This is a genomic window from Curtobacterium sp. JUb34 (genome assembly GCF_003755065.1).
Lineage (GTDB): Bacteria > Actinomycetota > Actinomycetes > Actinomycetales > Microbacteriaceae > Curtobacterium.
In genome coordinates this window covers 823,569-837,179 of sequence record NZ_RJVH01000001.1, presented here as the reverse complement: position 1 = coordinate 837,179, position 13,611 = coordinate 823,569, and the positions used below count along the sequence as shown (strand labels likewise).

Below are 13,611 nucleotides of genomic sequence, written 5' to 3'. Positions count from 1 at the left end.
CATCGGAAACGGTTCCGACCTGTGCGATCCTTCGGATGTGCACTACCGGCTGATGAACGAGTACAGCGTCGATTGGCCGCTGTGGGACGAAGACGGGCCGTGCGCCGAGGGCACACCGTCCTTCTCGCCGCGACTCACGAGCGAGATCCTTGCCTGGGCCCGCGACTTCACCGAGAACTACGGTATCGAAACGGGCTGGCCGACCGAGGCCGCCGCCCGCTTCCACGAACGCCAAGGACGTCGTCTCCTCCTCCTCGTGGAACGAGAGCTGCCGGAAGAGCACGACGTCGTACTCGGGTACTGGGAGACCAACAAGCGCAAGGGCCTGTAGCTCCGACGCGTTCGGTTGGGGGATCGCCGAGCGGTCGCATCACGGGACCAGGTGCTGCACGATCGAACTGTCCGCTCCGTTGAGTCGGACTTCTGCCAGGGCGCCGTTCACCAGTGGCATCTGCGGAGGCTGGTGCCCGGTGTCGAAGTCGAGGACTACCGGCACGTCGAGGTCGCCCAGCGCGTGTCGCACGGCGTCTTCCTGGCTCAGTTCAGGCGATGCGGCGCCGTCGGTACGCCCGATCAGGATGCCGTTCGCGTCGTCGAACCAGCCCGCGAGACGCAGTGAGGTGAGCATCCGGAGGACGGTGATCGCGTTGGACTCCGCCGCTTCGAGGTAGACGATCGTGCCCTCCGGGGCGTACTTCCGCGCGAATGCAGGCACGTCACCGTAGGGCGTTCCGGCGAGCAACGACACTGTTTCGAGGCAGCCACCGATCAGACGGCCGCGCATCCTCAGGTCATCCGTTCCGTCGAGGGGCCGCCACCTCGTGGGGGCGTCGTAGGCCCGATCGCGGTCCAACGGCTCGTCCGCCCACGCTCCCCACGGACGGCTGCGTCGGCGAGGTGCGCTGTACTGCTCGAAGGTGCTGTTCGGCGGAAGCCCCGCGATGTCGGTCCACCGCGCGAACTCCGTGGGCAGCTCGTACGGCTCATCCATGAGGTTCGCGCCGTGGAGCGTTGCGAGCCCGGTCCGCGTGGTCAGGGGCAACAGCAACGTCGAGATGTCCGACCACCCCACGAACCACGGGCGAGCTTCGGCGAGGACGTTCCAGTCGATCCCCTCGACCAACTCGATGGCGAGCTCCCCGCCCCATGGTGGAAGGACGACGTCAGCTTCCTCGAACGCAGCGTGCAGGTCTTCCGCTCGCGCAGTAGCCGGCGCCGGGGTCAGACCACCCGTCACCGCGTGCGGGCGCAGTCGAACGTCGAAACCGAGGGTCGTGAGCGCATCGACCGCAGCCTGCAACCGCTCGAGGAGATGCGCGGGGATGCCCATCGACGGTGCCGGAACCTCGATGCGTCCCCCTGCGCGGAGCGGCGCTGGGTAGGTGATGCTCGCCATGGTTCGACCGTAACGGCCTCCTGATCATGTCCCGAAGCGACGGTGCACCGGTTCCGCAATCTCGGCCACTCACCGGGGTAACCAGGAGATGTCGATGCATCTGCCCGGTAGCCGATCGTCCATCGAGACGGGGCATCGACTGTCGTCTGTCGTGTCCGGGCGAGGGGTCACATTGTCGAGTGGGTGTCGCTCACGGCGATGGTTTCGCGGTATGCCGCGATCTTCCGTTCCAGTGCCGCGAGGTGTCGCCACACCTCGGCTTGCCGGGCGAGGACGGCCCCGTGGTGCTGCTCGAGGAGCGCGAGCCGTGCGACGTCGTCAGCGCCGGCCCGGTACGCGGCCGCGTACTCGCGCATCTCCTGCATGCTCATCCCGGTGCCGCGGAGCATCACCGTCCCGGCCAGCCAGCTCAGCGCCGCCGTGTCGTACCGCCGCCACCCATCCGGACCGCGCTCCGCTGCCGGTGCGATCCCTTCCTTCTCGTAGTACCGGATCGTGTCGACCGTGATGCCGAGTAGGTCCGCGGCGGCGCTGATCGTGACCGGCTCGTTGACGTGGACCTCGGGAAGCAGCATGAGGTCGAGTCTTCCACTTGACATGGTGTGCACACCAGGGTGGAGGGTCGACGGCGTCCGGGTGCTCCCGGCGACGAACGGAGAACACGCATGCAGCAGATCCCTCTCGGCTCCCGGGGCCTCGTCACGTCCGCGCTCGGCCTCGGGTGCATGGGTATGAGTGCCTACTACGGCGGCGCGACCGAAGCGGGCTCCGTGGACACCATCCGACGGGCCCTCGACCTCGGGGTCACCCTGTTCGACACCGCGGAGGCGTACGGGCCGTTCGAGAACGAGAAGCTCCTCGGACGCGTGCTCGGCGGGGATCGGGACCGTGTGGTCGTCGCATCGAAGTTCGCCACCGACTTCACCGACGACGGCACCCCGATCGGACTCGACGGGTCCCCAGAACATGCGCGTCGAGCGATCGACAGGTCCCTCCGTCACCTCGGCACCGACCATGTCGACCTCTGGTACCTGCACCGAGCCGACCCGAACGTGCCGATCGAGGACACGGTCGGCGCGATGGCTGAAGCGGTCACCGCTGGTAAGGCCCGCTACATCGGCGTCTCCGAGACCTCATCCGAGACCCTGCGCCGTGCACACGCGACATTCCCGATCACTGCGATCCAGTCCGAGTACAGCCTGTTCGAGCGCGACACCGAACACAATGGTGTCCTCGACACCGCCGCGGAGCTCGGGATCGGGTTCGTGCCGTTCTCGCCGCTCGGACGTGGGTTCCTCTCGGGCACCGTCACTCGGAAGGACGACCTCCCCGAAGGAGATGCGCGGCGAAACCTCCCCAGGTTCTCCGACGAAGCCATCGACGCGAATCTGCGCGTCGTCGAGGCGCTGAAGGTCATCGCTGATGAGAAGGGTGTGACGACCGCGCAGCTTGCGCTGGCGTGGCTGATCCAAGCCAACACGGTCCCGATCCCGGGCACGACCAAAGCGTCACGGGTCGAGGAGAACGTCGCCGCTGCTGACGTGGTGCTCACCACGAGCGATCTCGACCGCATCGAAGCTGCTTCCCCGCACGGCGTCGCTGTCGGACCACGCAACACCGAGGCAGGAATGGCACGCGATCGGGGCTGATCCAGCCAGAGCGACCCGCAGTACCCAGGAAGTGCCGCGGGTCTCTTCTGCTGTCTGGTAGCCGATCGGTCGCCGAGCCGGGCTCCTGGGAGGATGACAGCGTGAACAGCTCTCCTTGGCCCGCTCGGAGCGCCGGCCTCCTCCTCCGCGACCCTCGGCCCGAGGATGCAGACACGCTCGTCGCGCTTCGGAACAACCCGGTTGTAAATCGGTTCATGCTCCGCACCTCCGTCGACCCGGACGTCTACGCCCAAGAGTGGGCGAGCATCCCCGACAGCGACATCGACTACTCGTGCATCGCTGACTTGGACGGCCGGGTCGCCGGCTTGGGGTTCTTCGACGTCGTCGACGGCCTGGGGCAACCAGGGATGCCCCAAGGCACACAAGGGGTCATCGGATACATGCTGCGACCCGACCTCGCAGGACGCGGACTCGGAACGGACTTGGTCCGCGGTCTCCTGACCGCAGCGTTCGACGTGCTCCGGCTCCGACGCGTCACGGCGAGTTGCAACGCCGACAACATCGCCTCAGCCCGCGTCCTCGAGAAGAACGGCATGCGACGTGAGCAGCACGGCGTCGAGGACTCCTGGCACGCCGACCTGTGCTGGGTCGATGGCTACCAGTACGCCATGCTCGATCGCGAGCGGGCTACCACTCGAACCGTCCGGTAGCCGATCGGCTAATGAGACAGCGCCGCGATGCCTCGTCCACGTCACGTGGGCAAGATCGACAGCATGCGTTCTCTCGCCATCACCCTGTTCATCATCGGCGCGCTGCCGTTCGCGAGCGGCATCGTCTACTACCTCATCGACTACCGCCGAACAGGCAAGCTCTACCGGAAGAAGCTTCCGTGGTTCCCGATCATCATCAGCGGATGGGTGCTCGCCGCCGCCGGGGTGCTCCTCGGGATGTTCACCACATCGGGGTAGGGGTTCGAGTGATCATGGAGCCAGCGGCCTCGCATCGGGCCGGCCGGAGTCAGGCCCACGACGTTACTTCCGTCGTCCTCGTTTGAAGGCGAGGACACCGCCTACTGCCACGAGCGCCAGGACGATGACGATCCAGATGGGAAACGGGATACTTCCGCCAGGGTTCATCACAGCCAGGTAGTGAGAGGTAGGGGTGAACACGACGCTCCGATCGATCGCAACCCGCCGAGGTAAACCCTCGTCCAGCCTGCCTCGTCAGACTAGTTCTTCCGCGCGCGCCGCCGTTCGGTAGTCGATCGGCTGGCGGTACAAGTGAGCATGTGACTGACAGACTCGGTTTCGGAGGTCCGGCGATGGTCACTGAACAAGAAGTCGATGCGATGAAGCGGGGCTTCGTGGGCGGCGGTGTCATCATCGCCGCAGTTCTAAGTGTGGCGGCGTTGGTCGCAATCCTGGTGGGCGCGACATGGGCCGTTTGGTCCTTGCTCCCACTGGCAGCGATGGAGGTCGTGTTCCTCGCGCTCTGGGTCCGCCGTCGCCGCCGATCAAGCGGACCTCAGCGCGTCCGATAGCCGGTCGCTGGCTACGACCGAGGTCACTGCATCGCTGAGACCCTCCTACGCGCGCTGGCTTCCGGCAGTCTCCGTCTCACATAGCTGGTCCGCGACCTTTCGCACTGAAGGTGCGTCATGCGGACGTGTCACGCGAGCTGCCCGGTCCTGACCTTGCGGGCAGGACCGTGGCGACACCCGCCCGCGCACACGGCGACAAGTTGCGTGCGAAGGAGACACGTTATTCGCACGGCGACAGATGTGAGCGTCGACGCAAAGTGTCGCATCGGTGCCTGCGGACAAGGGGCTTGCAGACGTGGTGTCGCGGTCGTTTTGCAGCGTTTGCTGTCGCGTGCCGAAAAGCCCAGGCCGCGGGCGGAATGAATGACAGATCTGCCGGGAGGTCTCGAAGAGCTGCGGCCCTTATCCCGATCCCGACCGTGCGCAGTCGGCACGTCGTTACCTCGGGATCGTAGGTGGGCGGTGAACCGAGCCACGGACAACGTTGATGGAAGAGGAGGCTTCCGAACGGTGTCACCCACGCGCATGACGCTCGCGGAAGCGTCGCCGCGAGCCAGCGGAACCTCATCGTCGACCATAGGAAAAGGGTTGCACGACGTGTCCGTTAGCCGATCCGCATGAGACCACCGGCAGGACGTCAAACATCTAGTGACGGGTCAGGAGTTCCGGCTCAAGCCCGTGTCGACGAACCAGAGCCAACTGGTGAGATGCGCTGCTCCAATCACCGAGTTGATTCGGGAGTACTGCCTGCGTGAGACCCCGTGCGCTGCCGCATGACGGTTGAACGTTGCAGGGATCGGTTCGCCGTCGTCGGGGAAGTACGGCCGGTAGATGCCTTGGAGCTGCGCGAACGCGAAGAACTGACGCGATGTGAACGTGTCCGGATCCTTGCGCTTCTTCGGTGAGGCTGAAGTCACCTCTGTGCGCAGGCTCGTCGACATCCAGCGTCGCGTAGTCGTGTCCAGGGTGTTCGCCACGAACGCCTGGGCAAGCTCATGATGACCTTCTCGGATTCCGTCGATCGCCTTCTGCGCGAGCGTGGCGAACGGGGCAACCTCCGACGAGGACACCTTCTGCAGAACAGCTTCGCAGTCGGTCAGGATCGTCTTCCAGCGTCGACCGAAGACGACCCGTCGCGCGGAGGCTGAGCCGGCGGCGTGCAACGCGTCGATCGTCGTCGCACGAGGCACCCACGCAATCGGTAGGCCTTCCTCGAGCATCCAGGCCTTCATCTCGGCAATGGTGATGTCTGCCTCGGCATCGAGGATGTTCACGGGGTAGATGCCCCGTGCCATGTCCTCCCACGAAGGCAGATTCGCCAGGATTGAACCGAGCGCGCTCGACGTCAGTCCCGGCACGACGAGGCTGGAGAAGCTCGTCGTGACGTTACGAATCAGCTCCTGGGCGATCGACGAGCTCGCGATCGTGGCCGCCCAGTCCGTCTTCGGCGTGTACCACGAAGGGTTCGCGAGGAGGCCGGGCTGCAGATCGAACGTGTATTTCGGCACGATGCTGCCGAATTGTGCGCCGATCTTCGAGAGATCGCCGAACCAGCCAGCACCATCGAAGCCGCTTGGCGGACTCATCGCTCGTCTGCTCGTTTGCTGGCGCGCAGACCCTTTAGAGCACCCCCGAAGCGAGCTCGCGCCGCCTCCGCAACGAGACCGTCAGCGCCGAAGAAGAAGTGCTCGCGCCTGAGATTGCACCACCGATGCGTCGCGCGAAGGTTGTCCAGCTCGTCGCCTCCGCCCTCGGTCACGCGAACGATGTGGTCGACAGCCGGCGCGAGGTCTTCGAACGATCGCGCGTCGCGGTCGATCGGGATGGCGCAGATCTGGCACACCCAAGCGTCGCGCTCGAGCACGATCGGCCGGTTCCTCGCGAACTCCGGTGTCACCTCGCGCGCCTTCGACGGGGAAGCGAGGCCCATCCGTGGCTGGGCATCGCCTCGATCCCGGCTACACCGCGAACATCCGCAACCGACCGGCCGTCCCGACTCATCGATGATCCCGCGCCGGCAGTCCTCGTGCTCAGCCGCGAACGCGGTCGAGAGTGTTTCCCATTCGCCCGTGACATGCGCGACGAACCGCTCATCGAGGTCCATCGCGATCTGGGTGCGGCATCCGTAGCAGCACCCCGTGCGTGCCGTCGAGTAGAGCAGACGGCACTCGCTCGTGCAGTACTTCCGATTCCGCAGATGCGTCGGGTACTCAACACCGCAACCGCCGCAGCGGAACGCGGCCAGTGGTCGATCCGCGGCGAGGGGGCGAGGCATCGGGCTCCGATCATCGAGGTAGCTCGTCACGAACATATCGTGAGTGAGCGCCGCGTCACGGATGAGAGGGCGTGACGTTTGGTGGCGTCAGGCGCCCTTGAAGTACACCGACGCCGTCGCACTTACCGAAGCCCGAATGAGCCAGGTTCCTCCGGAGACGGCAGAGGTCGGCACTGTTGCGCACCCAACCGTGAACCGGGCCTAACGCGAGAGCGAATCAGTCACTGAAGGGCGCGGCAAGATGTCCGGATCACCATCGAGGCTGGAACACCGTGCCCGAGAGGCGCGGTTCTGGGAGCTATTGAGACAAGGCCTCGGACACACGGCGGCCTGTGATGCTGTCGGCGTGGACCGACGTCAGGGATACCGATGGGTCAAAGCAGCCGGCGGACGGAACCCGTTCGCCCACACGCCCCGCTCCGACAGGTACCTCAGCCAGGAAGAGCGGCTCCAGATCGCGGACCTGCGCCTCGGCGGTGCTGGTGTGCGTGCGATCGCGACAGCACTCGGTCGGGCGCCATCGACGATCAGCCGCGAGCTGACGAGGAACTCCGCGGCTGGTGGAACCTACCGGCCGTACTCCGCTGAGAAGCAGTGCCGTGCTCGTGCGCGGCGACCGAAACCGCGGAAGCTAGACCGGGTCGAGCTCGCTCTGCAGGTGGAGCTGCGGTTGGTGCGGAACTGGTCCCCGGAGCAGATCCGTGATGACCTGGCCAGGTCCTTCCCGAACCGGCCGGAGATGCACGTGTCGCACGAGACGATCTACCAGTCCCTGTTCGTCCAGGGCCGCGGTCACTTGCGCGCTGACCTGCACACACACCTCCGCACCGGCCGTGCAATCCGCCGGCACCGCGGCGAGCCCAGGCGGGCTTCGTGGTCGAAGATCCGCGACATGATCCTGATCAGCGAACGCCCCGCCGAGGCCGACGATCGGGCCGTGCCCGGCCACTGGGAAGGCGACCTGATCGTCGGTACGAACGCGCGCAGTGCTATCGGCACTCTCGTCGAGCGCACGACCCGGTACGTGATGCTGCTGCACCTGCCTGATGGGCACAGCGCCGACGCGGTCCGCGACGCGATGATCCCCACCATCCAGACCCTGCCCGAGCATCTCCGTCGTTCGTTGACGTGGGATCAGGGCACCGAGCTTGCCCGGCACAAGGACATCACCCTCGCCACGGACTTGGCGATCTACTTCTGCGACCCCCACAAACCGTGGCAGCGCGGCTCGAACGAGAACACCAACGGCCTCCTCCGCCAGTACTTCCCGAAGTCCACCGACCTCACCATCCACAGCCCGGAACGGCTCCTCGAAGTCGCTGCGGAACTCAACGGACGCCCCCGCAAAACGCTCGGCTACCGGACCCCGGCAGAAGCCTTCGAACAGCTACTCTCAGACCCGAAACAACCACCCGTTGCAACGACCCCATGAAACCGCCGATCGGCCGTCGAGACGGATGAATGTCCTGCGGAAGGGTGTGGGCAGCTTCGATCCGTGTCGTCGGAATCACTTCCTTCGGTGTCGGGACATCACGGATGCGCGAGACGGCTCGCGTGACTTGGGGGTTCGGGTGCATACTGGTGATGTCTTCGGACCCGGTAGTGGGGCTTGCCGGACCCAACCTCGACAGTTGTCGACAACAGTCCCTATCTCAGCTGGTCGCGTTTCGGCGCGCCTGAGGTAGGGAGTGTCATGACAGCACCAATCGGTACCGGACCGGTCGTCGTCGGCGTCCCACCCGGCCTCGCGCCCGGGGTCATCGAGGTTGCGTCGTCCATCGCGCGCCGCTTCGGTACGACGCTGGTGTGCGTCAGCGTGGATGCATCGCTCATCGATGCCGGTACGCGCTCGGACGGGTCGGTGATGGTGGAACCAATCGACCCTGATACCGCTGACACGACACCGCAGGGCTTGTCGGACAGTGACGAGGCGGCAGTACGTGCTGCCGCAACGACCTACGGCGTCGACGTCACGTTCGTCCCGGGTGTCGGGGATCCGAGCCGGGCACTGTCGCAGGTGGCCGAAGACCGCGACGCGGCGATGCTGGTCGTCGGGGCCAGGACGGGAGCGGGTCGAATCGCGGAGTTCTTCACGGGGTCGGTCGCGGCACGGCTGACCCATCGACAGCACCGTTCAGTGCTCGTAGTGCCCGTTGATCCGGTCGGGTTCGATGCCCCACTGCCCTGGGACACCCCGTGACCGGCCAGCTCGTTCTGCTCCGCCACGGACAGAGCACCGCGAACGCTGCCGGCACCTTCACCGGCTTGCGAGACGTCGCGCTGACCAAACAGGGCAGCGCCGAAGCGAATCGGGCTGGGTTGCTACTTCTGCATGCCGGCATCCGAACGGACCTCGTGCTCACGTCGACGCTCGAGCGGGCGCTCCACACGGCGGAGCTCGTCACCGACGCCCTCGGACGTGATGCGCCGATCGAGTCGACGTGGCGGTTGAACGAGCGGAACTACGGCGCCCTCACCGGCATGTCCAAGCAGAATGCGCAAACGGCGTTGGGGGCGGAGCAGTTCTTCGCTGTTCGCCGGACCCGCACGGGTCGGCCGCCACGGATGTCGATCCGCGCGTGGCTGGCGCTCCGGCGGACGCCGGCGCTTCGTGGGCTGCCGTGGGCGGCAGTTCGTCGAACCGAAACACTCTCCGACGTCATCCGCCGGGTCCAACCCGTCCTGTCGGACCGCATCACCCCGGCACTCCGCGACGGGCAGACAGTGCTCGTCGTCGCGCACGGCAACTCTTTGCGGGCACTGTGTGCCTGCATGGACGGCCTGACTGACGGTGAGCTCGCGGACCTGAACCTCCCCACGGGCGAACCCCTGATCTACCGGTTCGACGGCGACGGTGGGTTCTGTCCGCGGGGTGGGGAGTACCTGCATCCGGCAGCACGAGCAGCAGCGGCAGCGGTCGCTGCGGAAGGTGGAACATGACCTCCCGAACGGACACGGACCTGCCCGATGGGCAGCTCCCGCCCGACCCGGACATCGACGCCAACGACCCGGAACGTATCGCCCGGCCAGTGCATCTGCGGTGGCGGTACCTCGGTGTCGTCGCACTCGGCGGCGCCATCGGTACCGCCGCACGCGACGGACTCAGCACCGCGTTCCCCTCTCAGCACGGAGTGTCCTGGGCGATCTTCTGGATCAACACCGCCGGCGCGCTCCTCCTCGGTGTGCTGCTGGAACACCTCGCGCATCGCGGACCTGACGAGGGTCGCCGCCGGACACTGCGCCTGCTTCTGGGAACCGGTGTCCTCGGCGGGTTCACCACCTACAGCACCCTCGCGACCAGCACCGCGGTGTTGTTCCTCGACGGCCGCGGGTTGGCCGGCACCGGGTACGGGCTCCTGACGGTCCTCGCCGGCGCGATCGCCACCGGTAGCGGCCTCGCGATCGCGGGCTTGGTCCGACCGAACGGAGCCACATCATGAGCGCCCTGGCCTTCCTCAGCGTCGCTGTCGCTGGCGGTGTCGGCGCGGCCGCACGGTTCTTCGTGGATGGTGCGATCAACCGGGGTCGGCAGTTCCGGCTCCCGGTCGGGACGCTGACGATCAACATCACCGGCTCGTTCCTGCTGGGCTTGATCACCGGCGCCGCCGGTCACCTCGGCGCTACCCCCGTCGCGGTGCTCGGAACAGGGCTCATGGGTGGCTACACCACGTTCAGCACCGCCAGCTTCGAGACCGTCCGCCTCGCACGCACCGGCCGCACCACCGCGGCTGCCGTGAACGGTCTCGGGATGCTCGTCGTCTCCGTCGCCGCAGCCGCCGGGGGCGTCACCCTCGGCACCCTCACTTGACCATCCGACTGGGAGACGAACAGCTCATGCACTTCGACATCACGATCGAGATCCCCCGCGGCAGCGGCAACAAGTACGAGGTCGACCACGTCACCGGACGGATCCGCCTGGACCGGGCGGTGTTCACCAGCATGGTGTTCCCGCAGGACTACGGCTCGATCGACGACACTCTCGGCGATGACGGCGACCCCCTCGACGCGCTCGTGCTGCTGCCCCGGCCCACGTTCCCCGGCGTCGTCATCGACGTCCGTCCGGTCGGGATGCTCCGCATGGTCGACGAGAACGGCGGCGATGACAAGATCCTCACCGTCCCCGCCGGAGACGTCCGCTTCGACCACGTCCAGGACATCTCCGACGTCGCCGAAGCGGTCCTGGCGGAGATCGAGCACTTCTTCGCCCACTACAAGGAGATCGAGCACGGCAAGCACGTCACCACCAACGGGTGGGCGAACCGTGTCGACGCCGAAGCCATCATCCGCGCCGCACAGGAACGGTTCACCCCGCACCCCTGACCGGTACCCGCGCACCCGCGCACCCGCGCACCCGACACCATCCAGTGCGCGCCCTGAACCGCCGTGGGGAGGCAACTGGCGCCCAGTGATCGCCAGGAGGTCGTCCCTCCGCCTTCCCGCGGCCCACACCCGCACGACCAACCCGAAAGGCGACAACCGCCATGAACGACTACATCAGCAACGTCCACCACACCACCCACCATCAGGGCGAGTACGTGACCCACGCCAGCCGCCCCGTCACCATCAGCAGCCTGCACGGCTCCCGGATCCTCGACTCCCGCGGCTACCCGACGATCCAGGTGCGTCTCGAGCTCGAGGACGGCACCGTCGTCACCGGTGACGCCCCCGCAGGCGCATCCACTGGCGCGCATGAGGCTGTCGAGCTTCGCGACGGCGGCAGCATCTACGGCGGCCGCGACGTGAGCCAGGCACTGCACCTCATCACGACGGACGTCGCACCGATGATCACCGGCCAGTCGTGGACCTCGATCGGGCAGGCCGACGCTGCCCTCGCTGCCCTCGACGGCACCCCGAACTACCGCCGGCTCGGCGCAAACAGTGTCGTCGCGACCTCGATCGCGATGGCACGCGCTCTCGCCGCCGCAGCGGAGCTGCCGCTCTGGCGTTGGATCGCAGACGTCACCGGCAGCACGCCCCGCCTGCCCGTCCCGCACTTCAACGTGCTCAACGGCGGAGCGCACGCAGCGAACGCGCTCGACTTCCAGGAGTTCATGATCGCCCCGGTGAACGCCGAGACCATGACCGACGCGGTTCGGATCGGGTCGGACGTCTACCACGCACTGGCGGCACTGGTCCGGGAACGGTTCGGCAGTCTCGGTCTCGGGGACGAAGGCGGCTTCGCCCCATCGATCGCCGCGCCCGAGGAGGCCCTCGACCTCCTCGTCGCCGCTATCAGTGCCGCTGGCTACGAGCCCGGCGTGGCCACCGTCGCGATCGCACTCGACCCGGCAGCGAACGAGTTTGCGCTCGGTGACGGTAGCTACCGGGTCGTGGACCGCCGGCTCGACCGCGCAGGCATGGTCGACTACTACCGCGACCTCATCAGCCGGTATCCGATCCGGAGCATCGAAGACGGCTTCTCCGAAGATGACCACGGCGGCTGGAAGGCGATGTCGTCCGCGCTCGGCGACATGCTCCAGATCGTCGGCGATGATCTCTACGTCACCGATCCGCAGCGCATCCGCGATGGCGGGAAGGACGGGCTCTCGAACGCGGCGCTCATCAAGCCGAACCAGATCGGCACCGTCTCCCAGACCCTGGACGCGATCGGCGTCGCACGCTCGCTCGGGATGCGGAGCATGGTGTCGCACCGGTCCGGGGAGACCACCGACACGTTCATCGCGGACCTCGTCGTCGGCACCGGAACCGGACAGATCAAGTCCGGCGCACCCGCCCGCGGAGAACGCGTCGCGAAGTACAACCGGCTCACCGAGATCGCAGAGAACAATCCGGAGCTGCCCTACGGGCTGCGCTGACCCCGACCGGCCACCTCGTGGGCGACGCGCAGGAAAGCAGAACCAGCTGGCTGGGGCTCTCCCGACCAGATCGCCCGCAACGGCCGGGCAAGTGGCGGCCCAGCGAGCGGGACCCGCACCAGCGACCCGTCGTTGATGTCGGCGGCGACCGTGCGAAGGCTCATCACCGCCGGTGCAATTCCAGCCTGCGCGTTCGCCCGGATGATGCTCGTGGTCTCCAGCACCGCTGCCGGAACCGACAGGCTCAAACCGGCCTCCCTGAGCCATGCGGCGAGGGTCGCGCGAGTCCCGGAACCCTCTTCCCGCAGGAGCAGAGCCGTCGCCGCCAGGACCTCCGCAGTGATCCCGGTCGACCGGGCCCAGGGATGGTCCGGCGCAACGACGACCGCGAGCTCATCGTCCGCGATAACCTGCGCGGACACACCTGCTGCCGTCACCGGGGTCTCCGTGAACCCGAGGTTCGCGCCACCCGACTGCACGAGGTCCGTCACCGCGGCGGAGTTGCCCGCGATCAGACGCACCCGCACGTCGGGTTCGCGGCGGCGGAATTCGAGCAGCCAGCCCGGCAGCAGCAGCTCCGCGATCGTCTGTGACGCTGCGACGACGAGCGACCCCGTGGGAGCCCGCAGCGCAGCCACTCCTGCCTCGAGGTGGCGAGACGCGTCGAGGACCGGTCCGGCCAGCCCGACGACGAGCCGGCCGGTCTCGGTCAGCACCGACCCCGTGGTCGAGCGGTGCACCAACAAGTGACCGACCATGCGCTCGGCGACCCGGATCCGAGCAGACACTGCCTGTTGCGTGACGCCGAGCGCTTCAGCGGCAGCGGAGAGGGAGCCGGTTTCGGCGACGCGTGCGAGCACGTCGAGTGTGTCGAGGTCGAGCGTTCGGTCCGTGAGTCGCCGTAGTGCCACAATCATTGATTGTGCCCCGCCAAGAGGTTCCCGGTACCGCCAGAGGCAGGATTCGCGCAGGCT

At 67.0% G+C, this 13,611-nt stretch carries 16 protein-coding genes; 11 read left to right on the top strand and 5 right to left on the bottom strand.

Annotation, left to right across the window (positions count from 1 at the left end; translation table 11 throughout):
* Positions 1–52: 52 nt before the first annotated feature.
* Positions 53–331: a hypothetical protein gene (locus EDF63_RS03980; RefSeq protein WP_148061719.1), complete on the top strand. Its 279-nt coding sequence runs from the start codon at positions 53–55 to the stop codon at positions 329–331.
* A gap of 39 nt (positions 332–370) precedes the next feature.
* Here the strand turns inward: EDF63_RS03980 and EDF63_RS03975 are convergent, their stop codons facing one another.
* Together EDF63_RS03975 and EDF63_RS03970 are read right to left on the bottom strand one after the other, a co-directional pair.
* On the bottom strand, positions 371–1,396 hold the full coding sequence (locus EDF63_RS03975; RefSeq protein WP_123311373.1) for a S66 peptidase family protein: 1,026 nt from the start codon (positions 1,394–1,396) through the stop codon (positions 371–373).
* Positions 1,397–1,563: 167 nt separating this feature from the next.
* Positions 1,564–1,971 carry a MerR family transcriptional regulator gene (locus EDF63_RS03970; protein WP_185021280.1) on the bottom strand — a complete coding sequence of 136 codons (408 nt, stop codon included), beginning with the start codon at positions 1,969–1,971 and terminating at the stop codon, positions 1,564–1,566.
* Positions 1,972–2,061: 90 nt separating this feature from the next.
* On the opposite strand from EDF63_RS03970, the gene EDF63_RS03965 reads away from it, so the two are divergent.
* The 3 genes from EDF63_RS03965 (at position 2,062) to EDF63_RS03955 (ending at position 3,974) form a co-directional block, all read left to right on the top strand.
* Complete coding sequence (locus EDF63_RS03965; protein ID WP_123311369.1) at positions 2,062–3,045, top strand: aldo/keto reductase; 984 nt, start codon at positions 2,062–2,064, stop codon at positions 3,043–3,045.
* Between the two features lie 101 nt (positions 3,046–3,146).
* Positions 3,147–3,716, top strand: a complete 570-nt coding sequence (locus EDF63_RS03960) for a GNAT family N-acetyltransferase (protein ID WP_123311367.1) — start codon at positions 3,147–3,149, stop codon at positions 3,714–3,716.
* A 63-nt stretch (positions 3,717–3,779) separates the two neighbouring features.
* Complete coding sequence (locus EDF63_RS03955; protein WP_148061717.1) at positions 3,780–3,974, top strand: hypothetical protein; 195 nt, start codon at positions 3,780–3,782, stop codon at positions 3,972–3,974.
* A gap of 1,228 nt (positions 3,975–5,202) precedes the next feature.
* On the opposite strand, the gene EDF63_RS03950 is transcribed toward EDF63_RS03955, so the two are convergent.
* Together EDF63_RS03950 and EDF63_RS03945 are read right to left on the bottom strand one after the other, a co-directional pair.
* Positions 5,203–6,132: a hypothetical protein gene (locus tag EDF63_RS03950; RefSeq protein WP_111223407.1), complete on the bottom strand. Its 930-nt coding sequence runs from the start codon at positions 6,130–6,132 to the stop codon at positions 5,203–5,205.
* Positions 6,129–6,851: an HNH endonuclease gene (locus EDF63_RS03945; protein WP_185021279.1), complete on the bottom strand. Its 723-nt coding sequence runs from the start codon at positions 6,849–6,851 to the stop codon at positions 6,129–6,131. Before EDF63_RS03945 ends, EDF63_RS03950 begins: the two co-directional genes overlap by 4 nt.
* Before the next feature lie 211 nt (positions 6,852–7,062).
* On the opposite strand from EDF63_RS03945, the gene EDF63_RS03940 reads away from it, so the two are divergent.
* The 7 genes from EDF63_RS03940 (at position 7,063) to eno (ending at position 12,637) form a co-directional block, all read left to right on the top strand.
* Positions 7,063–8,253, top strand: coding sequence for an IS30 family transposase (locus tag EDF63_RS03940; protein WP_123311361.1), 1,191 nt, complete (start codon positions 7,063–7,065; stop codon positions 8,251–8,253).
* A 261-nt stretch (positions 8,254–8,514) separates the two neighbouring features.
* Positions 8,515–9,021, top strand: a complete 507-nt coding sequence (locus tag EDF63_RS03935; RefSeq protein WP_260232964.1) for a universal stress protein — start codon at positions 8,515–8,517, stop codon at positions 9,019–9,021.
* A complete protein-coding gene (locus EDF63_RS03930; RefSeq protein ID WP_123311359.1) occupies positions 9,018–9,761 on the top strand; it encodes a 2,3-diphosphoglycerate-dependent phosphoglycerate mutase in 744 nt (247 codons plus the stop codon). Before EDF63_RS03935 ends, EDF63_RS03930 begins: the two co-directional genes overlap by 4 nt.
* The gene (locus tag EDF63_RS03925) at positions 9,758–10,261 is read left to right on the top strand and encodes a CrcB family protein (RefSeq protein ID WP_395871324.1); all 504 of its coding nucleotides are present in this window, start codon (positions 9,758–9,760) and stop codon (positions 10,259–10,261) included. The genes EDF63_RS03930 and EDF63_RS03925 overlap by 4 nt, the downstream gene beginning before the upstream one ends.
* Positions 10,258–10,629, top strand: coding sequence for a CrcB family protein (locus EDF63_RS03920; RefSeq protein ID WP_055960823.1), 372 nt, complete (start codon positions 10,258–10,260; stop codon positions 10,627–10,629). Before EDF63_RS03925 ends, EDF63_RS03920 begins: the two co-directional genes overlap by 4 nt.
* A 26-nt stretch (positions 10,630–10,655) precedes the next feature.
* The gene (locus EDF63_RS03915) at positions 10,656–11,141 is read left to right on the top strand and encodes an inorganic diphosphatase (protein WP_123311357.1); all 486 of its coding nucleotides are present in this window, start codon (positions 10,656–10,658) and stop codon (positions 11,139–11,141) included.
* A 161-nt stretch (positions 11,142–11,302) separates the two neighbouring features.
* Complete coding sequence (gene eno, locus EDF63_RS03910) at positions 11,303–12,637, top strand: phosphopyruvate hydratase (protein WP_123311355.1); 1,335 nt, start codon at positions 11,303–11,305, stop codon at positions 12,635–12,637.
* On the opposite strand, the gene EDF63_RS03905 is transcribed toward eno, so the two are convergent.
* On the bottom strand, positions 12,622–13,554 hold the full coding sequence (locus tag EDF63_RS03905) for a LysR family transcriptional regulator (RefSeq protein ID WP_395871504.1): 933 nt from the start codon (positions 13,552–13,554) through the stop codon (positions 12,622–12,624). The genes eno and EDF63_RS03905 overlap by 16 nt on opposite strands.
* Positions 13,555–13,611 lie beyond the last annotated feature (57 nt).

What these genes read in the sequence shown, in the direction of transcription:
- EDF63_RS03940 (WP_123311361.1), top strand. Translation starts at nt 7,063, where the DNA reads ATGTCCGGATCACCATCGAGGCTGGAACACCGTGCCCGAGAGGCGCGG.
- EDF63_RS03965 (WP_123311369.1), top strand. Translation starts at nt 2,062, where the DNA reads ATGCAGCAGATCCCTCTCGGCTCCCGGGGCCTCGTCACGTCCGCGCTC.
- EDF63_RS03970 (WP_185021280.1), bottom strand. Translation starts at nt 1,971, where the DNA reads ATGCTGCTTCCCGAGGTCCACGTCAACGAGCCGGTCACGATCAGCGCC.
- EDF63_RS03935 (WP_260232964.1), top strand. Translation starts at nt 8,515, where the DNA reads ATGACAGCACCAATCGGTACCGGACCGGTCGTCGTCGGCGTCCCACCC.
- EDF63_RS03980 (WP_148061719.1), top strand. Translation starts at nt 53, where the DNA reads ATGAACGAGTACAGCGTCGATTGGCCGCTGTGGGACGAAGACGGGCCG.
- EDF63_RS03950 (WP_111223407.1), bottom strand. Translation starts at nt 6,132, where the DNA reads ATGAGTCCGCCAAGCGGCTTCGATGGTGCTGGCTGGTTCGGCGATCTC.
- eno (WP_123311355.1), top strand. Translation starts at nt 11,303, where the DNA reads ATGAACGACTACATCAGCAACGTCCACCACACCACCCACCATCAGGGC.
- EDF63_RS03975 (WP_123311373.1), bottom strand. Translation starts at nt 1,396, where the DNA reads ATGGCGAGCATCACCTACCCAGCGCCGCTCCGCGCAGGGGGACGCATC.
- EDF63_RS03920 (WP_055960823.1), top strand. Translation starts at nt 10,258, where the DNA reads ATGAGCGCCCTGGCCTTCCTCAGCGTCGCTGTCGCTGGCGGTGTCGGC.
- EDF63_RS03915 (WP_123311357.1), top strand. Translation starts at nt 10,656, where the DNA reads ATGCACTTCGACATCACGATCGAGATCCCCCGCGGCAGCGGCAACAAG.
- EDF63_RS03905 (WP_395871504.1), bottom strand. Translation starts at nt 13,554, where the DNA reads ATGATTGTGGCACTACGGCGACTCACGGACCGAACGCTCGACCTCGAC.
- EDF63_RS03955 (WP_148061717.1), top strand. Translation starts at nt 3,780, where the DNA reads ATGCGTTCTCTCGCCATCACCCTGTTCATCATCGGCGCGCTGCCGTTC.
- EDF63_RS03925 (WP_395871324.1), top strand. Translation starts at nt 9,758, where the DNA reads ATGACCTCCCGAACGGACACGGACCTGCCCGATGGGCAGCTCCCGCCC.